This is a genomic window from Massilia sp. 2TAF26, assembly GCF_052115005.1.
In the GTDB taxonomy this organism is placed as follows: Bacteria; Pseudomonadota; Gammaproteobacteria; order Burkholderiales; family Burkholderiaceae_D; genus Telluria.
In genome coordinates this window covers 1-18,557 of record NZ_JBFRFV010000041.1, presented here as the reverse complement: position 1 = coordinate 18,557, position 18,557 = coordinate 1, and the positions used below count along the sequence as shown (strand labels likewise).

16 protein-coding genes, 1 tRNA gene and 1 pseudogene are annotated in these 18,557 nt (G+C 69.6%); 10 read left to right on the top strand and 8 right to left on the bottom strand.

Features of this window, described 5'->3' with window-relative positions; translation table 11 throughout:
• Nucleotide 1: 1 nt before the first annotated feature.
• From AB4Z32_RS25540 to AB4Z32_RS25515, 6 genes are all read right to left on the bottom strand, one after another.
• Nucleotides 2–133 (bottom strand): hypothetical protein, encoded by a 132-nt coding sequence (locus tag AB4Z32_RS25540; RefSeq protein WP_442124663.1) that lies wholly within the window; start codon nt 131–133, stop codon nt 2–4.
• 81 nt (nt 134–214) lie between these two features.
• Complete coding sequence (crcB, locus tag AB4Z32_RS25535; protein ID WP_442124662.1) at nt 215–586, bottom strand: fluoride efflux transporter CrcB; 372 nt, start codon at nt 584–586, stop codon at nt 215–217.
• Complete coding sequence (gene moaE / locus AB4Z32_RS25530) at nt 583–1,056, bottom strand: molybdopterin synthase catalytic subunit MoaE (protein ID WP_442124661.1); 474 nt, start codon at nt 1,054–1,056, stop codon at nt 583–585. The genes crcB and moaE overlap by 4 nt, the downstream gene beginning before the upstream one ends.
• Nucleotides 1,053–3,650, bottom strand: coding sequence for a DUF349 domain-containing protein (locus tag AB4Z32_RS25525; RefSeq protein WP_442124660.1), 2,598 nt, complete (start codon nt 3,648–3,650; stop codon nt 1,053–1,055). Before AB4Z32_RS25525 ends, moaE begins: the two co-directional genes overlap by 4 nt.
• A 94-nt stretch (nt 3,651–3,744) precedes the next feature.
• The gene (locus AB4Z32_RS25520) at nt 3,745–4,392 is read right to left on the bottom strand and encodes a hemerythrin domain-containing protein (protein ID WP_442124659.1); all 648 of its coding nucleotides are present in this window, start codon (nt 4,390–4,392) and stop codon (nt 3,745–3,747) included.
• A 225-nt stretch (nt 4,393–4,617) separates the two neighbouring features.
• Nucleotides 4,618–5,853 carry a winged helix-turn-helix domain-containing protein gene (locus AB4Z32_RS25515; RefSeq protein ID WP_442124658.1) on the bottom strand — a complete coding sequence of 412 codons (1,236 nt, stop codon included), beginning with the start codon at nt 5,851–5,853 and terminating at the stop codon, nt 4,618–4,620.
• Between the two features lie 118 nt (nt 5,854–5,971).
• Here AB4Z32_RS25515 and AB4Z32_RS25510 point away from each other — a divergent pair, with 118 nt between their 5' ends.
• From AB4Z32_RS25510 to AB4Z32_RS25470, 9 genes are all read left to right on the top strand, one after another.
• Nucleotides 5,972–7,234: an exonuclease SbcCD subunit D C-terminal domain-containing protein gene (locus tag AB4Z32_RS25510; RefSeq protein WP_442124657.1), complete on the top strand. Its 1,263-nt coding sequence runs from the start codon at nt 5,972–5,974 to the stop codon at nt 7,232–7,234.
• Nucleotides 7,231–11,016, top strand: a complete 3,786-nt coding sequence (locus AB4Z32_RS25505; RefSeq protein ID WP_442124656.1) for an AAA family ATPase — start codon at nt 7,231–7,233, stop codon at nt 11,014–11,016. The genes AB4Z32_RS25510 and AB4Z32_RS25505 overlap by 4 nt, the downstream gene beginning before the upstream one ends.
• A gap of 105 nt (nt 11,017–11,121) precedes the next feature.
• Nucleotides 11,122–11,334, top strand: coding sequence for a hypothetical protein (locus tag AB4Z32_RS25500; protein ID WP_198119358.1), 213 nt, complete (start codon nt 11,122–11,124; stop codon nt 11,332–11,334).
• Between the two features lie 10 nt (nt 11,335–11,344).
• Nucleotides 11,345–12,520, top strand: a complete 1,176-nt coding sequence (locus AB4Z32_RS25495; RefSeq protein WP_442124655.1) for a methyltransferase — start codon at nt 11,345–11,347, stop codon at nt 12,518–12,520.
• A 10-nt stretch (nt 12,521–12,530) separates the two neighbouring features.
• Nucleotides 12,531–12,607, top strand: a tRNA-Met gene (locus AB4Z32_RS25490).
• Nucleotides 12,608–12,670: 63 nt separating this feature from the next.
• On the top strand, nt 12,671–12,910 hold the full coding sequence (locus AB4Z32_RS25485) for a hypothetical protein (RefSeq protein WP_442124654.1): 240 nt from the start codon (nt 12,671–12,673) through the stop codon (nt 12,908–12,910).
• 115 nt (nt 12,911–13,025) lie between these two features.
• The gene (gene dbpA, locus AB4Z32_RS25480) at nt 13,026–14,435 is read left to right on the top strand and encodes an ATP-dependent RNA helicase DbpA (RefSeq protein ID WP_442124653.1); all 1,410 of its coding nucleotides are present in this window, start codon (nt 13,026–13,028) and stop codon (nt 14,433–14,435) included.
• 134 nt (nt 14,436–14,569) lie between these two features.
• A complete protein-coding gene (locus tag AB4Z32_RS25475; protein ID WP_442124652.1) occupies nt 14,570–15,781 on the top strand; it encodes a hypothetical protein in 1,212 nt (403 codons plus the stop codon).
• 14 nt (nt 15,782–15,795) lie between these two features.
• Nucleotides 15,796–16,335, top strand: coding sequence for a TssQ family T6SS-associated lipoprotein (locus AB4Z32_RS25470; protein WP_442124651.1), 540 nt, complete (start codon nt 15,796–15,798; stop codon nt 16,333–16,335).
• A gap of 1 nt (nt 16,336) precedes the next feature.
• Here AB4Z32_RS25470 and AB4Z32_RS25465 read toward each other — a convergent pair whose 3' ends face one another.
• On the bottom strand, nt 16,337–16,780 hold the full coding sequence (locus AB4Z32_RS25465) for a GNAT family N-acetyltransferase (protein WP_442124650.1): 444 nt from the start codon (nt 16,778–16,780) through the stop codon (nt 16,337–16,339).
• Between the two features lie 217 nt (nt 16,781–16,997).
• On the opposite strand from AB4Z32_RS25465, the gene AB4Z32_RS25460 reads away from it, so the two are divergent.
• Nucleotides 16,998–18,284 (top strand): FAD-dependent oxidoreductase, encoded by a 1,287-nt coding sequence (locus tag AB4Z32_RS25460; RefSeq protein ID WP_442124649.1) that lies wholly within the window; start codon nt 16,998–17,000, stop codon nt 18,282–18,284.
• A gap of 15 nt (nt 18,285–18,299) precedes the next feature.
• Here the strand turns inward: AB4Z32_RS25460 and AB4Z32_RS25455 are convergent.
• A pseudogene (locus tag AB4Z32_RS25455) lies at nt 18,300–18,557 on the bottom strand (hypothetical protein); the annotation flags it as partial.

Here is an 18,557-nt window from a genome sequence, read left to right as displayed (position 1 = left end):
TTCAATCGGCGATGCGGACTTCCGGTCGTGCCGGGACGGCAGCCAGGTCGCGCACGTTCTTCTGCACGATCAGCGCGCCCCATGAGGCGCCGACGAAAGCATTGCTCGGACGTGCAGGTAATGGCTGGTGCATGATGTCCTCCGGTCAAAGAAAGTATTAACTTTGCCAGATTGCAATACAGGCACATTGAGCGCAAGCACTGCGCGCGCGGTATCAGGCGATGGCACGCCAGGTAGCAAATCCCGCGATACAGCAGCCAATCGAACCCAGCAAGTGCACAGCCGAGTGCGCCAGCGCCCAGCCGTAGTAGCCGCGCTGGAGTAGCACCATCGCCTCGCCGGAAAAGCTGGAAAAGGTGGTCAGGCCGCCGAGGAAGCCGGTAATCGCGAACAGCCGCCACTCCGGCGACAGCCCCGGATAGCTGCCGAAGAAGCCCAGCAGCAGGCCGATCAGGTAGCCGCCGACCAGGTTGGCGGCCAGGGTGCCAAGCTGTATGTGTGAGTGCAATTGCCCAAGGAAAATAGTCAGCCCCCACCGCAACCAGGCGCCCAGTGCGGCGCCAAGACCAACCGCCACCCAGCTCATCGGTCAGCCCACTTCGCTTTGGCGGCGTCGTCGCTGACGCGCGCATCGACCCAGCGCGCACCCTCGGGCGTCTGTTCCTTCTTCCAGAACGGCGCTTCGGTCTTCAGGTAATCCATGATGAATTCGCAGGCGGCAAACGCTTCGCCGCGGTGGGCGCTGCTGACCGCCACCAGCACGATCTGCTCCAGCGGCAGCATCGGGCCGACGCGGTGCACGACCAGCGCGCCGTACAGGGTCCAGCGCGCCCGCGCCTGCGCGACGATCTCCTGCAGCGCGCGTTCGGTCATCTCCGGATAGTGTTCGAGCTCCAGCTCGGCCACCCGGGCGCCGTCGTTCAGGTCACGCACGGTGCCCACAAAAGTCACCACGGCGCCGATGCGCGGATCGCCCGCGCGCAGGCGGGCCACCTCCGCGCCGAGGTCGAAATCTTCACGCTGTACCCTGACCTCGTTGAACAACGCCGCCGTCATTTGCCCTCCCGGGCCAGGCGCAGGAACAGCTGTTCGATGCGCGACGCGGTGCGGGCGTCGAGCAGGGCCGGCAGCGCGGCCAGTTCGTGCAGCTGGCTGCCTGCGCCGCTGTCTTTCTGCCCGCCCTTGTGGCCGGACTTCAGCGAGGACTGCAGCACCTCGACCTGCAGTTTGAGGCGTTCGCGGGCGAACTCCGCACCGCTGTCGATGCCGGCGCGGATCTCGGCGCGCAGCAGGTCGTGCAGCAGCTTGTCGCGGTTGCGTTCCAGCAACTGGCCGTAGGTTTCGCGCCCCTCATGCATCGCGCGCAAGGCGGCGTCGAAGCGGTTGCGCAGCGTGCGCTCCATATCGGCGTCGAGCGGCGGCAAAGCGTTCCAGCGCGCTTCCCAGTCGCTCTCCGCCGCACCCTCACCTGCCACGGCATGTTCCAGCTCCTGCACCAGGCGCAGCCTGTCGCGCAGCTGGCCGGCCTGGGCTACACCGGCGGCGCGGCGGGCGGCTTCGAGCTTCTGCTGCACCTGCGCCACTGCCGCGTGGTAGCGCTTCTCGACCCGCGCCTCATGGGCGCGCGGCACCGGGCCGATCGCCTGCCATTCGGCCGCGGCATCGCGCAGCAGCTTGCCGGCGGTGGCCGGCGTGACGTCGGTGGCGGCCGCTTCCAGGCGCACGCTGATCGCTTCCTTGGCCGCCTCGTGGGCACGGCGTTCGATGTCCGCCTCGTGCATGCTGTCCTTGCGGCGCCGGAACACTTCGTCGCAGACGGAGCGGAAGCGCTGCCACAGCGCCTGCTCGCTCTTGCGTTCGAGCGGCAAGGTGCGCGCATGCTCCTGCCAGCGCTGCTGCAGGGCGCGCATGATGTCGATCGCGTGGCGGTCGTGCGGGTCGATCGCGGCGGCTTCCTCGATGATCGCCTCGCGGGTCGCCATCTCGCCCTTGCGCTGCTCTTCAAGCGGTCCCTGCAGGGTATTCAGGGCATCGGTGAACAGGGCGTCGAGGCGTTTCTTGTCCTTGCGGTCGATGGCGCCCAGGTGGCTCCAGGCCAGGCGCAGGCGCTGCACGGTGCCGGCCACGTGTTTCCACTCGGCCTCGCCGGACTGCAGGCGTCCGATCTCGGCATTCGCCTCGTCGATCAGGGCCTGGCCGCGCGCGGCGTTGGCGTGACGCTCGTCGGCGAGGTGGCGGAAGTGGGCCGCCGCCGGCGCATAAGCCGCGGTGCAGGCGGCGTCGAAGCGCTCCCACAGGCTTTTCGGGGCGGCGCCGGACAGGCTGTCGAGGGCTTTCCAGCGCTCGCGCATGCTGCCGACCTTCTTCGCCAGTTCGCTCATCGCCAGGTTTTGCGTCGGCAAGGCTTCCACGGTCTTGATCAGTTCTTCGCGCGACACATTGCCGCCCCAGCGCGCCCAGTCGGACAAGCGCTTGAGTTCGGCCCGCACATGGGCCAGGCGGTCGGACTGGGCCGGCGTCAAGCGCATGCCCTTCTCACGCGCTTCCTTCAGCGACTTGTCGAGCTCGGCCGCCGTGCCCAGCGAACCCTGCTGCAGGGCTGCCTCCATCGCATCCATGATGTCGAGGAAATGCTGATCGGCGCCACGACTGCGGCCCGGCTCTTTCGCTTCTTTCGGTTTGGGAGATTCCTTGGGCTCGCGCGGCTTGCGCGCTTCCGGCTGCGGCAGGCTCGCCAGCAGGGCGTCGAAGCGCTGCTGCAGCGCGGCCGCGGCCTCGCGGTGGGCCGGCTGCGCCAGTTGAGGCAGGCGATGCCATTCCTTGCGCAACGCGTCGGCGTTCAGTTCGGTCACCGGCCTGGCCTGCTGCTCGGTAATGAAGGTTTCACGCGCCGCCAGCGCGGCCCGGCCGGCTTCGATTTCATGCAGGCTGGCCTGCAGCTTCTGGGCCTCGAGGCCGAATTCGGCCACCAGGCTGCGCGGCAGCGAGGGATGTTCGGCTGCCTGCAGGGCTTCGGCCTGCTCCCGGGTCAGGGCTTCCAGGCGGGCGGCCAGTTCGTCCGACGACAGCGGCTCGCCCGGCAGCCGGCGCAGCGCGGCCAGGCGGTCGATCATGGCGCGCTGCAACTGCACCTGGGCTTCCAGGCGCTGGGCCAGCGCGGCGCGCACGCCGGCAAATTCTTCCTGCAGCTCCGGGGCGGCGATGACCGTCCATTTGCGGTCGAGGTCGGCAACATGGTTGGGTGTCAGCAACTCGTCCTTGAGCAGTCCGCGCGCCTGCTCCAGCGTCGCTTCGCCGCGCCGCCGTTCCGACTCGCGATGCCGGTGGGCATCCAGGCGCGATTGCATCAGCTTGGCAACCCGGCGGTCGGTATTGCGCATCGCCGTATGGACGCGCTCCAGCAACTCGGGGCCATGGACGAATTCGGCCGCGGCCAGGCGCAGCTCGGAAAATTCGCATTGGAGGATGAATTCCACCGCGGCGGCCTCGTCGCCCTGGATCCGGCTCAGCTTTTCGGCCTGCAGCGCGCGCTGCGGGGCCGCATTGGAGCCCGACCCCGAGGAGGCCGCCTGTTCCGGTTGCGCCCCCTGTCCAGCCGGCTTGTCGCCGGGCTTGTTGTCGCCCGGCCGCTTGAATAGGAACTCGAACATGATGAAATCGCACTTCCAAAATCGCCATCATAACAAAACCCTGATGGCCTCGCGCCACCGGACTGGCGCGTGCGGTCCGCCGCCCGGCCAGGCTTCAGTGCAGCAGCGACAGCATGGCGTGGCGCCGCCCGAATTCCGGCCCCGGCCCGTCGTGTCCATGCCCGTGCGGCTCGTACAGGGGATGGCGGGCTTCCACCGCCTCCGGCCGTCCGCGTCCGCGTCCGTGCCTGACCTCCCCGCGACGCTCGCGGGCGACGGCGTCGTGGGCCAGCATCTGGTTGGCGATCGCGAACCAGGCCTCGCCGCGCACCAGGCTGCGCGCCAGCGGGAACAGTTCGTGTTCCTCGCGCTCGAGGCGGCAGCGCAGGGCCGCGATGCAGCGCTCGACGGCTTCGCAAAAGCCGCCGCGGTCGACACCGCGCGCGCCGGCGTCGACGCAGCCTTCGGCCGCCGCCAGCGAGTCGATGGCGGCCTGGCTGAGCTGTTCGAGGTCGAGCAGCAGGCCGTCGGCGGCCTCGGTGGCGCGGCGCAGGGCCGGCACCAGGAACTTGTCCAGCTTGCGCCAGTGGCAATCGTCCACCACCTGGCGCAGCCCGGCGCACAACCGGGCCGTCTGGGAGGGTATGAGGATGCCGTCATCGTCCGGCAGGGAATGCAGCTCGCGCGCAAGCGACTGCAGCGCCGAGCGAACGGTGGTCTGCTCCACGGACAAGGCAACGAGGGTGTAAGTTGACGTCAGCATTCGGTCTCCGCTCAGTTTTTCGCCGACACAAAGCTCAGCCTGACCGGCAAGGTCGAGCAGGAAGCTTCGATGGGAGGCGTATGTTTTGAACAGGCCTGCAGGAAGGGGGGTCCCCGTATCGTTGTTCATCGGCCTGAAAGAGCACCTAGTGTACGGACGGGTTTTGGAGGCGGGTTTGATCTGGCTCAAACGGCACCCGCCTCTGAACAGCACGGCAGGAAGACTTCAGGCAGCGATACTCTCGGGCAAGAAAAATATCGCGCGCAGCTGCGCCGCCACCTCGTCGGGATCGCTGCGCCCCACCTCGACCGCCGGACAGCCATGCCAGCGTGCGCAGCGCGCCACCGCGGCAGCCAGGTCGCGCAGCAGGCGCTCGCTCGGCCGCACGCCGGGCTCCAGCGCCACCGATTTCAGTTCGAACACGCCGGCCGCGCGGTGCGCCTTGGCGTCGATGCGCCCGATGAGCTGGCCGCGGCGCAGCACCGGCAGCGTGAAATAGCCGTACTGCCGCTTCTCCGCCGGGGTGTAGCACTCGAGACGGTAGTCGAAGCCGAACAGTTCCAGCGCGCGGCGGCGGTCCCAGACGATGGGGTCGAAGGGCGACAGCAAGGTGGTCACGGTCGGATTCAGGCGCCCCGCCGCAGCCTCCTCCAGCAGCGCCGCATGGTCGGGATGCACGAACACCGGATCCTTCCAGCCATCGACGCGGGCGCGCAGCAGCAGGCCCTCGTCCGCCAGCGCCTGCGGCGCCACGTGCGGCGCGCGGGTGCGGTGGTAATCCGGGACCCAGGCCGCCCTGGCCAGCCCCAGCGCCTTCACCGCGCGCAGCACGAATTCGCGCCTGACTTCTTCGATGGCGGGCGCGCGGCTGTCGTCCCAGCCGGGCAGCACGCGCTCGGCCAGGTCGTAGACGCGATGGAAATTCTGGCGCCGCGCCACCATCACCTTGCCGGCTGTGAACAGGGCTTCCAGCGATCGCTTCTCGGGCTTCCACTCCCACCAGCCGCCGCTCTTGCCGTCCGTGCGCTCGAAGTCGGCCGCCCGCGTCGCGCCATTGAGGCGGATGTGCTCGAGTACCCTGTCGACCTGCTCGGCATGCCCCTTCATCCAGGACGCGCCGGACTTCCAGCCCATCGAATGCGGGTCGAGCATCCGGTGGCGGTACAGGCCATAATCCTCGATCGGAACGAAGCAGGCTTCGTGGGCCCAGTATTCGAACAGTTTGCCTTCGGCCAGCAAGGTTTCGAGCCAGACCGGATCGTAGTCGCCCAGGCGGCTCCACAGCACCAGGTAGGGGCTGCGCGCGACCACGCTGATGGTGTCGATCTGCAGCACGCCCATGCGGCGGATGGCGGCCAGCACGTCGTCCCTGGTGGCGCGGGCGCGGCGGGGCTGCAGCATGGCCTGGGCCGCGAGGTGTAGGGCGCGCGCGGCGCCGATGCCAAGAGTAAGTTCGCTCATTCGCCCATTTTATTTGAGCTATTGCCATGTTGCTCATCCGTCGTAGAACTTTTGTCAGCGCCACACTGTCTGCGCTATAGTGAGCGCCCTGGCTCACCCACCTTCCTGTAAGACATCCATGCGGCTGCTGCACACTTCCGACTGGCACCTCGGCCAGACCCTGCACAACTTCGACCGGACCTACGAACACCAGCGCTTCCTCGACTGGCTGCTCGACACCATCGTCGCCGAGCAGGTGGATGCCTTGCTGATCGCGGGCGACATCTTCGACAACTCGAACCCGTCGGCCGCCTCGCAGCGCCAGCTCTACCGCTTCCTGCAGCAGGCGCGCGCCAAGTCGCCGCAGCTCGACATCGTCATCATCGCCGGCAACCACGATTCGCCGGGCCGCCTGGAAGCGCCCGGTCCCCTGCTCGAGGCCCATGGCACCAGGGTGGTCGGCCACGTGCTGCGCGATGCCGAAGGCAGCATCGACGTCGAGCGCATGGTGGTGCCGCTGACCGGCCGCGATGGCGCGGTCAAGGCCTGGTGCGTGGCGATCCCCTTCCTGCGTCCGGGCGACGTGCCGCGCATCGAGGCCGCCGAGCGCGAAGGCGACAATCCTGCCGTCGACGCCTACCTGTCCGGCATCGCCCTGCTCTACCAGCGGGCCTATGAGCTGGCGCGCAGCCGCTGTTCGAACGGCGAGGCCATCCTGGCGATGGGCCACTGCCACATGACCGGCGGCGATTCCTCGCCGGATTCCGAGCGCCGCATCCTGATCGGCGGCACCGAAGCCCTGCCCGCGTCCATGTTCGACCCCAGCATCGCCTACGCCGCCCTGGGCCACCTGCACCTGGCGCAGAAGGTCGGCAAGCAGGACCACCTGCGCTACTGCGGCAGCCCGCTGCCGCTCTCCTTCGCCGAAATCGGCTACCAGCACCAGGTGCTGCGCATCGACCTCGACGGCGGCAGGACCAAGGACATCGTGCCGCTGCCGGTGCCGCGCGCGGTCGAACTGCTGCGCGTGCCGGCCCAGCCGGCGCCCCTGAAACAGGTGATCGCGGAACTGGTCGGCCTCGACCTGCCCGAGCTTCCGCTGCACGAACAGCCCTACCTGGAAGTCCGCGTGCTGCTGGACGGTCCCGAACCCAGCCTGCGCGCCCAGGTCGAGGCGGCACTGGAAGGCAAGCCGGTGCGCCTGGCGAAGATCGAGCCGACCCGCAAGGTCGTCACCGCCGCCGGCATCGACGCCGCCCTCAGCCTCGACCAGCTGGCCCAGCTGCAGCCGGACGACATCTTCAGGCGGCTATGGCAGCAGCGCTTCGGCGACGATGCGCCGGCCGACCAGCTGGCCGCCTTCGCCGAACTGCTCGGTGCCGACGGCCTGGAGGGCGCATGAAGATCCTGCGCATCGGCGGCAAGAACCTGGCCTCGCTGGCCGGCGAATTCGAGGTCGACTTCGACAGGGAACCGCTGGCATCGAGCGGCCTGTTCGCGATCAGCGGCCCGACCGGCGCCGGCAAGAGCACCCTGCTGGACGCCCTCTGCCTGGCCCTGTACGACGCCACGCCGCGCCTGATCAAGGGCCCGCGCGCCGGCAACTTCCTGCCCGACGTCGGCGATGACGTGCTGTCGGTGCAGGACCGCCGGACACTCCTTCGCCGCGGCACCGCCGAAGCCTATGCCGAAGTCGACTTCGTCGGCAACGACGAGGGCCGCTACCGCGCGCGCTGGAGCGTGCGCCGTTCGCGCAACCGCGCCGCCGGCGCCCTGCAGCCCGTCGCCATGAGCCTGCAGCGCCTGCCGGACCTGCAGCCGGTCGGCGGCACCAAGACCGAGGTGCTGGGCGAGATCGAGCGCCGCATCGGCCTCTCCTTCGAACAGTTCACGCGCTCGGTGCTGCTGGCCCAGAACGAGTTCTCGGCATTCCTGCGCACCGACGAGAACGAGCGCGGCGAACTGCTCGAGACCCTGACCGGCAGCACGGTCTACGGCGAGATCTCGCGCCGCGCCTTCGAACGCTGGCGCCAGGAACAGGAAGCGATGCGCCGGCTGAGCTCGCGCCTGCAGGACCAGGCCCCGCTGGCGCCCGCGGAGCGCGAAGCCCTCGAAGAGCAGCATGCCCAGGCCAGCCAGCAACTGGCCGACGTCGACATGCGCCGCGCCGCACTGGAAGAACACCTGCGCTGGCACCAGGAGCTGGCGCGCCTGAAAACCGCGGAGACCGCCGCCGACGGCCTGCTCGCCGCCGCAAACGCCGAGCTGGATGCGGCGGGCGAGCGGCGCCGGCGCCTGGCCACGCTGGACGCGGTGCAGCCGGCGCGCCCGCTGATGGCCGACCTGGCGCGCCTGGCCGACGAGCAGCGCCAGGCCCAGTCCCAGYTGGCGGCCGGCGAACAGGAACTGGCGCGTGCGCTGACGGCCCAGCAGGAAGCCTTGCGCGGCCAGATGGAAGCCGAACGCAAGCTGGAAGCGGCCGAGGATGCCCAGCGCGCCGCCGCGCCGCAACTGGACCGCGCCAAGGCCCTGGACGCGACCCTGGACACCCTGGTGCCGGCCCACGCCAAGGCGCGCTCGGCGCATGAGGAAGCGGTCGCCGAAGCGCAGAAGGCCGAAGCGGCGCGCCAGGCCAAGACCCAGGAACTGGCCGCCGCCCGCCAGGCCCTGCAGGACACCTCCGCCTGGCTCGAAGCCCAGCACCGGCTGGAAGGCCTGGCCGGCCAGTGGACGCGCTGGGAACAGCGCCTTGCCCAGGCCGAGGATGCCGCGCGCCTCGATGCGCAATCCGCGACCGCGCTGCAGGAAGCCAGGGCCGGTGCCGAACAGGCCGCCGGCGCCGCCCAGCGCACCGCCGTCGCGCTCGAGGCCGCGACCGCGCTGCTGGCCACCCGCGACGCCGCGCGCCGCACGGCCGCCGAGGAACTGGCCGCGATCGACGCCGATGCCCTGCGCGAGGAACGCCGCCGCCTGGACGCGCGCCGCGAGCGCCTGGCATCGCTGGAACAGACCTGGAATGCGCTGGGCAGCGCCCGCCAGCGCCTGACCGAACTCGATGCCGGCTCGCAGCAGGCCAATCAGGCCCGCGCCGCCGCCCGGGAAGCGCTGGACGCCGCGCGCGCATCCGGCATCGCCCTCGACGCCCAGGTGGGCCAGGCCGAGCGCCTGCTGAAGGGCGCCCAGCTGGCCTGCGCCGACGGCGTCGAGAGCCTGCGCGCGACCCTGGTCGACGGCGATCCCTGCCCGGTCTGCGGCGCCGAGGACCACCCCTACCGCCACCAGGACGAGCGCCTGCACGCGGTGCTGGCGAACCTGTCCGAGGAACTCGCCGTGCGCCGCCGCGAGCAGCGCGACAACCTGAACCTGCAGGCCGAACAGCGCGCCGCCTTCGAGGCCGCCGGCGACAGGATCGCGCAGCTCGGCCGCGAACGCGAAGGCCTCGCCGCCAGCGTCGCCCAGCTGGAAGAAGAATGGCGCGACAGCGCATTGGCCGCGGAGGCGCCGGAAACGGTCCGCAGCGCCTGGTTTGCCGAGCAGTCGACCCGGCTGCGCGCCGATTTCCAGGTGCTGGAAGCACGCGACCAGGCGCTCGGCCGGGCGCGGCTGGCGCGCGACGCCGCCCAGCAGGCCTGGGACCAGACCAATGCCGAGCATGCCCGGCAACTCGCGGCGGCGCAGCAGGCCCAGGGCCAGCTGGCGAAGCTGGATGCCGACATCGCCGGCCTGGCCGCGCGGCGCGAAGCCGCGGCCGGCAGCTTGTCCGCCCTGCTGGCGGAACTCGATCCGGTATTCAGCGAGGCCTGCGGCGACGGCTGGCAGGACCAGTGGCGCCGCGATCCGGCTGGCTGGCGCAAGGCGCGTGCGGCCCAGGCCGGGGAATGGCTGGAGCGCTCGAACCATCGCTCGCGGCTCACCGCCGGCATCGAGACCCTCGCCGCCGGACAGGCGGGACTGGAGGAACGCGCGGCGCAAGCCCTGCGCCAGCGCGACGCCACGCGCCAGGACTTCGAACGCATCGACTCCGCACTGCGCGAACGCCGCCAGGAACGCGCCCTGCTCTTCGACGGCCGCAAGGCGCTCGAGGTCGAGCAGTCCCTGGCCGCCGCGGTGACGGCGGCGCGCCAGTCGCTGGCGGCCTGCCAGGCGGCCAGCCTGCAGGCGGCCCAGCTCGAGGCGCGGGTGCGCGCCACCCAGACCCAGGCCTTGGGCCGCATCGCCGACCTGCAGGGCGCTTCAAGCGATGCCGCCACCCGCCTGGCGCAGTGGATCGAGGACTTCGCCGGCAGCAGCCCCGAACTGGAGCCGGTGGAGAACGAACAGCAGCTGGCCGCCCTGCTGGCGGTGGGCAGCGCCCGCATCGCCCAGGAGCGCGCCGCCCTGCTCGAACTGGACAGCCGCGCGCGCCAGGCAGCCGCGGTGCTGGCCGAGCGGCGCAGCCAGCGCGAGCAGCACCAGGGCCAGCGGGCCGCCCTGCCCGCGGCGGCCATGCCCGATGCGGCCGAAGCCCCGCCGGATGCCGAGGCGCTGGCGCGCCTGCTCGACGGCGTGCAGGCCGAGCGCCGCGCCGTCCACGAAACGGCCGCCGGCCTGGCGGTGCGCATCCGCGAGGACGAGCAGCGCCGCGCACGCGCGCAGTCGATGATGGCCGAGATCGAACGCCAGCGCGCCATCGAGGAACGCTGGGCCAGGATGGCGGAGCTGATCGGCTCGGCCGACGGCAAGAAATTCCGCAACTACGCCCAGCAGTTCACGCTCGACGTCCTGCTCGGCTACGCCAACATCCACCTGTCCCAGCTGGCGCGCCGCTACCGCCTGGAGCGCGTCGCCAGCCAGGCCGGCCCCTCGCTGGCGCTGATGGTGCGCGACCAGGACATGGGCGGCGAGATCCGCTCGGTGAACTCGCTGTCCGGCGGCGAATCCTTCCTGGTCTCGCTGGCCCTGGCGCTGGGCCTGGCCTCGCTGTCGTCGAACCGGGTGAAGGTGGAATCGCTGTTCATCGACGAAGGCTTCGGCAGCCTGGACAGCGATACGCTCGGCGTGGCCATGGATGCGCTGGACACCCTGCAATCGCAGGGCCGCAAGGTGGGCGTGATCTCGCACGTGCAGGAGATGACGGAGCGGATTTCGACCAAGGTGCTGGTGCGGCCGGCTGGCGGGGGTAGCAGCGCAGTCACCGTGCAATGAGGTGTGCAATGAGCGGTGCTAAAATGCGCCACTTTCCTGAGCACGTCGTTCCCGCGAAGGCGGGAACGACGTGCTCAAAGCTAACAATCGAGTCCTTAATCCATCATGTCCAAACCCGCCCGCTTCCTGACCTTCAAGTGCGCCAAATGCGCCAAGCCGGTCAAGGTCACCCTGCAGAAAGTCTCGGCCTGCTCGCATATCCAGCCCTACCAGGGCATCTGCGAATGCGGCGAGATCAAGCGCCACGCCACCGGCAATCCGGATGCCGTGAAGTCCTACGTCGAGTCGAACGAACTCCACTGGCACCATCACCACTGATCGGCCGCCCTTGAACAACGAACGCATCCACTGGATCGAAAACGGCGAAGAGCGGCAGGCAGCGTGGCGCTCGGAGAGCGGCTGGCCGGCGCCGAAGAAGGTCGTGCTGGCCGACGACACCATGAACGCCGACACCGCCTACCGCCTGGCGCTCGAAGGCACCGGCCTGCTGTGGCGCGGCGACTTCCAGAATGCGCGCCAGCTGCTGCAGGCGCTGGTGCGCCGCATCGAGCACAAGGGCAGCCGCAACAAGAGCTCCAAAGCGCGCGCCAAGGCCGCCGCCAAGCCGGCGACGCTCACCGAACAGTTCCACCGCCACCGCCTGGCCCAGCTGCAGCGCGCCCGCACCCTGGCGATGCTGCTGATTCCCTTCGAGGCCGATTATTCGATCCCGCTGCGCCGCGCGCCCGATGTGGTCGAGGCCTGCCTTGAAGCTTATGGCGCCGGCAGTGAAGCCTTCGTCGCCTCGCTGCGCGAACTGCTGGGCGTGATCGGCGCCCACGAATGGCGCAGGAAGGGCGTGTTCATCCCGGCCCTCGACGAGCGCATCCATCCCTGGTACGGCGTGTTCTCGCCGGTGCGCGGCGAATACGTCGAGCTGGTCGCGCAGGCGCCCCTGCCGGCGGGTGCGACGCTGGCCTTCGACATCGGCGCCGGTACCGGCGTGCTGTCGGCGGTGCTGGCGCATCGCGGCCTGCAGGGCGTGATCGCGACCGACATGGACGAGCGCGCGCTCGGCTGCGCGCGCGCCAACGTCGAGCGCCTGGGCCTGCAGGGCCAGGTCGAGGTGGTGAAGGCCGACCTGTTTCCGCAGGGCCGCGCCAAGCTGGTGGTGTGCAATCCGCCCTGGCTGCCGGGCAAGCCGAGTTCCTCGATCGAGTACGCGGTCTACGATCCGGACAGCCGCATGCTGCGCGGCTTCCTGGCGGGCCTGAAGGAGCACCTGCTCGAAGGCGGCGAAGGCTGGCTGATCCTGTCCGACCTGGCCGAGCACCTGGGCCTGCGTTCGCGCGAGCAGCTGCTGGGCTGGATCGCGGACGCCGGCCTGGCGGTCGCGGGCCGCCACGACATCCGCCCCGTGCACCCGAAGGCCAGCGATCCGGACGACCCGCTGGCGGCCGCGCGCATGCGCGAAGTGACCTCACTGTGGCGGATTTGCACTTCTGGCCCGGAAGCGATACAATAGCATTCTCAGACGCGGGGTGGAGCAGTCTGGCAGCTCGTCGGGCTCATAACCCGAAGGTCACAGGTTCAAATCCTGTCCCCGCAACCAAATACTGTACGACAGAAGCCCGACTCTTGAGCCGGGCTTTTGTTTTCTGGGCCAGCGCAGCGCATGAGAGACAAGAAAGACAACGCCACCTTCGACTTGCCGGGCTTCGAGCCGGCCGGCCCGGGCGAGGCCCTTGCTCCCGAACCCAAGCGCCCCGTCCCACGCAGCCGCCGCACCGCGCTCAAGCAGGAACAGATTCCGCTGATGGACCTGGGCGAGGTGGACGCCACCGGCCTGCCGGTCTGGAAGTCCGATCCGGATCTGGATCTGACCGGTTTGCCGGTTTGGAAGCCGGCGGCGTAAGCTACACACGCTGGCACGTCGCTCCCGCGAAAGCGGGAAGCCATTTCGGGCAGTGCCCGGAATGACGGTGCATACTTTGCCGTTCTAATTTTCGTCCTCATCACGCCACGGTCTTATGTCCGACACCTCCTTCGCCTCCCTCCAGCTAGCCGCCCCCTTCCTCGCCAACCTGACCCAGCTCGGCTACCACGACATGACCCCGGTCCAGGCCGCGACCCTGCCGCTGGCGCTGGCCGGGCGCGACCTGATCGCGCAGGCGAAGACCGGCAGCGGCAAGACCGCCGCCTTCGGCATCGGCATGCTGCTCAGGCTGAACCCGGCGCTGTTCGCGGTGCAGGGCCTGGTGATGTGCCCGACGCGCGAGCTGGCCGACCAGGTGGCGAACGAGCTGCGCCGGCTGGCGCGCGGGATCGGCAACGTGAAGGTCGTGGTGCTCACCGGCGGCGTGCCGATGCGGCCGCAGATCGCGACCCTGGAATTCGGCGCCCACATCGTGGTCGGCACCCCGGGCCGCATCCTCGATCACCTGGGCAAGGGCACCCTCGACCTGGCGCGCCTGCGCACCCTGGTGCTGGACGAAGCCGACCGGATGACCGACATGGGTTTCTACGACGACATCGCGGCCATCGTGCGCGCCTGTCCCTCGCATCGCCAGACCCTGCTGTTCTCGGCCACCTATCCGGACGATATCCGCGAAGCCACCGCGCGCTTCCTGAACCAGCCGGAAGAAGTGCTGGTCGAGAGCCGCCACGAACCCGTCCGCATCGCCCAGCGTTTCTATGAGATCGGCTTCGACGGCCGCCTGGAAGCGGCGGCGCGCCTGCTGGCCCACTTCCGCCCGGCGTCGGCCATCCTGTTCTGCAATACCAAGGCGCGCTGCCGCGAGCTGGCCGACTACCTGCGCGAGCAGGGCTGGTCGGCGCGCGCGCTGTACGGCGAGATGGAGCAGCGCGACCGCGACGAGACCCTGGCCCTGTTCGCCAACCGCAGCTGCGCGGTGCTGTGCGCCACCGATGTCGCCGCGCGCGGCATCGACGTCGCCGGCCTGGAAGCCGTGATCAACGTCGACGTCTCGAAGGATCCGGAAGTGCACGTGCACCGGATCGGCCGCACCGGACGCGCGGGCGAATCGGGCGAAGCCCTGACCCTCGCCGCGCCGAACGAAAGGAAATGGGTCAAGCTGATCGAGGAATACCAGCAGCTCGATGCCGAATGGCATCCGCTGGCCGAACTCGGCGACGACACCTACCCCGACGGTCCGGCGCCGATGATGACGCTCGCCATTGCCGGCGGCAAGAAGGACAAGCTGCGTCCCGGCGACCTGCTGGGCGCCCTCACCGGCGACGCCGGCCTCCACAAGGACCAGGTCGGCAAGATCCAGATCGGCGAATTCTTCAGCTACGTGGCGCTGGACCGCAGGATCGCCGAGGACGCTTTCGCGCGCCTGAATGGCGGCAATCCGCTCGGCCCGGAGTTCGGCACTGTCAAGGGCCGCAGCTTCAAGATGCGCTTTATCGAAGTGTAATGCGCGAAGTGTGATGCGTGAAGTCCGATACTGCTGAGTTGTAACCGGGCGTAACAGGCGCGCACGGTTGAGGGCAGCGCGGGGCATCGTCCGCGTAAATCTGGCATGATTTGCTACAAATATGGGTTAGCAAAATGACCAGAACACTCATCATCGGACCCGAGCAGCAGCGCCTCGAAGGCCGCACCGTCAGGGACATCGTCGAGCACGATCCCGCGCAGGTCAACGAGGTCTGGTGCCGCAAGATCTTCCGCCAGCTGCTGCAGTCGCTCGAACTGCAGTACGCGATGCGCATGCCGCACCGGGCGATCACTCCCGACACCGTTGTCTTCCACGACAACGGCGAGCCCTTGCTGATTCCCACCGAACTCGACGACGTCCAGGACGAAGCGGCCGACCTGACCGCGCTGGCGCGGGTGGTGCACTTCGCGATCACGCGCGAGCTGGCGCCCACCGGTCCGCTGCAAGGCCGCGCGCCGGAAGGCTACAGCGATTCCCTGATCACCGCGGTCGACCGCTGCATGTCGAGCGATCCTGCCGAACGCCCGCGCAGCATCGACGAGCTGCGCCACATCCTTGGCATCGTGTCGCTCGGCCCGGCGATGCCGGCCGCGCCGGCCGTCGCGCCGGCGCCCGCGACGATGCCCTTCCGGCCCATCACGCCCTTGCAGCCCGACGCCGATGTGCCGGCGGCCGCTCGCAAGCCCCTGCCGGCCATCCCCGTGCCGGACGACAGCCCGCCCTCCTTCATGCGCGAGGGCGGCGCTACGCGCCTCGGCGGGCTGTCGCGCTGGCAGCGCTGGGCCCTCGCCGGCGGCGGCGGCGCCTTCCTGGTCGCCGTCGCGCTGGCCCTCTTCGCGGAACTGCGCGACTCCGGCTCCTACGACCATATCGTGCTGACCCTGCCGCAGACCGGCGAACAGGCGCATCGGGACGCGGCCTCGGCGCCGCCACCGCTGGCGCAGGCCGAGCCGCATGCGCCGGCTTCCGATGCGACGGCATCGGCACCGGCGCCGGCCGAAGCCGCGGAGCCGGCGCCCGCAGCCATGCCGCCAGCCGCATTCACGCCGGCGCCCGCCGCCCCCGGCGTCCTTGCCGCACCGGCACAGCCGCAGGCGGGACCTGCCGCTTCCGCCACTTACAAGCTGGCGATCAAGCCCTGGGGCGTGGTCTACGTGGACGGCGTCGACCGCGGCGTCAGCCCGCCGGTCAAGCGCCTGACGCTCACGCCTGGCAAGCACACGATCCGCGTCGCTAACCCGAATTTCCACGACCGCGTGCTCGAAGTCGATACCGGCGCCGGCAGCGGCCAGATCGCCGTCGACTTCAGCGACGCTCCCCGGTGAGCAGACATCCATCCATGACCAAGCAGCGACTCCACCTCCTCGTCCTTGCCACCGCCGGCGCCATGCTGCTCGGCGGCTGCGCCGAGTTCCCGATCTTCGACCAGAAACAGGCCCGCACGCCTTCGCATCCGAAAGCCGCCGCGCCCAAGGCCCCGGCCACAGTGGAGCGCGAGCGCAGCGATACACTGCCGCCGGCGCGCGACAGCGCCAGCCGCATGCGCGACCGCGACGGTGACGGCATCCCCGACGCACCGAAGGAAGCGAACGGCCTGCGCGAAGGCATCCGTTTGTACAACGAGGGAGATTTCAATGGGGCGATCCGGCGCCTGTCGGCGCGCGACGTCAACAACGGCCCGTTGCCGGCGCGGCTGACGGCGCTGAAATACCTGGCCTTCAGCTATTGCGTGACCTCGCGGCCCTCGCTGTGCCGCCAGGCCTTCGACCGGGCGCTGCGCCTGGATCCTTCCTTCGACCTGGCGCCCGGCGAACACGGCCACCCGCTGTGGGGCCCGGTCTTCACCAGGGCCAAGCAGGCTGCCGTAGCGTCGCGCTGAATCAGAAGGGCAGCACCCTGCGCTGCGGCCGGATTTCCTTCTTCAGGAAACCGGCGATCAGCGGATCGGCGACGAAGTCGAGCTTCTCGTAAAAGGCGCGGTTGTGGTCCATCGGCTGCAGCAGCACGCGCGGAATGCCCAGACCCAGGCAGTGCTGTTCGATCTGCTTCATGAGCCATTCGCCGATGCCGCGGCCGCGGTGGGCGTTCAGGACGATCAGGTCGGACACGAAACAGAATTGCGGTGGCGCCAGCTCGAGGCGGGCAATGGCAACCCTCTTCTTTCCCGACTCGACCGTGACCCACTGGACCAGGCCGCCCATTCCGCCGGCATTGGCGGAAGCGGAAGTGTCGCGGTTGCTCCAGCCTGCGTCTTTGCGGAATGCCAGCAAGACCTTGTCGGGCAGCGGAGCGCTCAGGGGGCGGAAGGTGAGAGAAGGTTGCATAGGAGAATGTTTGTTAACTCCTCCCAGCTTAGAACGGCTATACCCGCCACGCGAGCGCGGGAATGTAAAACAATCAGCTTAATTGTAAGTAGATGTTACCAAATGTAATTACAGTATTTACAACAGGCGAGCTTTCCCCGTGCACGTCCGTATAAAGAGGTGCTAGCATGCCGGTCTGCCGTTCCGGCCCAGCCCCCAGCCGTCATCCAGCCGACACATGCCTCCCCTTCCCCGCTCTTCATTCGATGCGATCGTCGTCGGCACCGGTCCGGGTGGCGCCAGCGTGGCGCGCGAACTCGCCGCCAACGGGGCTTCGGTACTGATGCTGGAACAGGGCGGCGCCGAGCCGCTCGAGGGTACGCTCGGGCAGATGGCGGCCATGGCCGCGGTGCCGGGCAAGGGCGCCTTCATCCACCGCGATGCCTCGCTGCTGGTGCGTGCGATCACCCTGGGCGGTACCTCGGCCATCAATTTCGCCACCGCGGCCCCACCGCCTGCGGCCATGTTCGCGGCCCACGGCATCGACCTGGCGCCGGCGCTCGCGGAGCTGCGCGCCGAGCTGCCGATGGCGCCCCTGCCCGACAGCCTGGTCGGCCCGATGGCGGCGCGCATCATGACGGCGGCGCGGGAGCGCGGCCTGCCCTGGCACAAGCTCGACAAGCTGATCCGCCCGCAAGCCTGCCGCACCGGCTGCTGGCGCTGCGTGACCGGCTGCCCCTACGGCGCCAAGTGGACGGCCCGCGATTTCGTCGACGAGGCCCGGCGTCACGGCGCCATGCTGCGCGAGCGCGCGCGGGTGGAAAGGGTGCTGGTCGAGGATGGACGCGCGGTGGGCGTGGAAGCCACGATCGCCGGCGAAAGACAGCAGCTGCGCGCCGGCCTCGTGGTGCTGGCCGCCGGCGGCATCGGCAGCCCGCGCCTGCTGCGCGCCTCAGGCTTGCTGGAGAAACCGGCCGCCTTCTTCAGCGACCCGGTGATCGCCGTGATGGGCAGCGTCGACGATATCGACGGTGGCGCCGAAGTGCCGATGGCCGCCGGCGCCAGCTGGCCCGAAGACGGCATCGCGCTGGCCGACCTGACCCTGCCGCAAGCCATGTACCAGGCTTTTGCCCTGCAGGCCGGACGCCTCGACCGCCTGCTGGCGCATCGCCGCACCCTCGGCATCATGGTCAAGATCCGCGACCAGGTCGGCGGCAGGATCGGCCGGCGCTGGGTCGACAAGACCCTGCAGCCGGCCGATCGCGAGAAATTCGACAAGGGCGTGGCCATCGCGCGCGGCATCCTGGAACAGGCCGGCGCCCATCACGTGTTCGCCAGCCACCACTTCGCCGCCCACCCGGGCGGCAGCCTGCGCATCGGCGAGCGGGTCGATGCCGGGCTGCGGACCGCCACGCCCGGCCTCTACGTCTGCGACGCTTCGGTGATCCCCGAGCCCTGGGGCCTGCCGCCGACGCTCACCCTGCTGGCGCTGGGCAAGCGCCTGGGCAAGGAACTGGCGAATTAGAAGGCGCTGTTCGCGCTAAGTGTTGAATCTGCCGAGCGCCGCTCTCAAAAAGGCGTCTGGACTGGCAATGCGCTGGCCATCCAGCGCCCAGCGCCAGCCGAAGTAGTGGTCCAGGTAACGGCTGGCGACGCCGCGGAAAGGCAGCAGCCAGGTGCGCATCCGGCTGTGATAGGCGTTCACGTTCTGGATGTGCAGCGCACCGCGCTTTCGTTCGCCGGCGCTCGCGTTGATGGCTTCATGCGAAATCCCGACCTCCCGCGCGAATGCCGGGTA

What these genes read in the sequence shown, in the direction of transcription:
- AB4Z32_RS25540 (WP_442124663.1), bottom strand. Translation starts at nt 133, where the DNA reads ATGCACCAGCCATTACCTGCACGTCCGAGCAATGCTTTCGTCGGCGCC.
- crcB (WP_442124662.1), bottom strand. Translation starts at nt 586, where the DNA reads ATGAGCTGGGTGGCGGTTGGTCTTGGCGCCGCACTGGGCGCCTGGTTG.
- moaE (WP_442124661.1), bottom strand. Translation starts at nt 1,056, where the DNA reads ATGACGGCGGCGTTGTTCAACGAGGTCAGGGTACAGCGTGAAGATTTC.
- AB4Z32_RS25525 (WP_442124660.1), bottom strand. Translation starts at nt 3,650, where the DNA reads ATGTTCGAGTTCCTATTCAAGCGGCCGGGCGACAACAAGCCCGGCGAC.
- AB4Z32_RS25520 (WP_442124659.1), bottom strand. Translation starts at nt 4,392, where the DNA reads ATGCTGACGTCAACTTACACCCTCGTTGCCTTGTCCGTGGAGCAGACC.
- AB4Z32_RS25515 (WP_442124658.1), bottom strand. Translation starts at nt 5,853, where the DNA reads ATGAGCGAACTTACTCTTGGCATCGGCGCCGCGCGCGCCCTACACCTC.
- AB4Z32_RS25510 (WP_442124657.1), top strand. Translation starts at nt 5,972, where the DNA reads ATGCGGCTGCTGCACACTTCCGACTGGCACCTCGGCCAGACCCTGCAC.
- AB4Z32_RS25500 (WP_198119358.1), top strand. Translation starts at nt 11,122, where the DNA reads ATGTCCAAACCCGCCCGCTTCCTGACCTTCAAGTGCGCCAAATGCGCC.
- AB4Z32_RS25485 (WP_442124654.1), top strand. Translation starts at nt 12,671, where the DNA reads ATGAGAGACAAGAAAGACAACGCCACCTTCGACTTGCCGGGCTTCGAG.
- dbpA (WP_442124653.1), top strand. Translation starts at nt 13,026, where the DNA reads ATGTCCGACACCTCCTTCGCCTCCCTCCAGCTAGCCGCCCCCTTCCTC.
- AB4Z32_RS25475 (WP_442124652.1), top strand. Translation starts at nt 14,570, where the DNA reads ATGACCAGAACACTCATCATCGGACCCGAGCAGCAGCGCCTCGAAGGC.
- AB4Z32_RS25470 (WP_442124651.1), top strand. Translation starts at nt 15,796, where the DNA reads ATGACCAAGCAGCGACTCCACCTCCTCGTCCTTGCCACCGCCGGCGCC.
- AB4Z32_RS25465 (WP_442124650.1), bottom strand. Translation starts at nt 16,780, where the DNA reads ATGCAACCTTCTCTCACCTTCCGCCCCCTGAGCGCTCCGCTGCCCGAC.
- AB4Z32_RS25460 (WP_442124649.1), top strand. Translation starts at nt 16,998, where the DNA reads ATGCCTCCCCTTCCCCGCTCTTCATTCGATGCGATCGTCGTCGGCACC.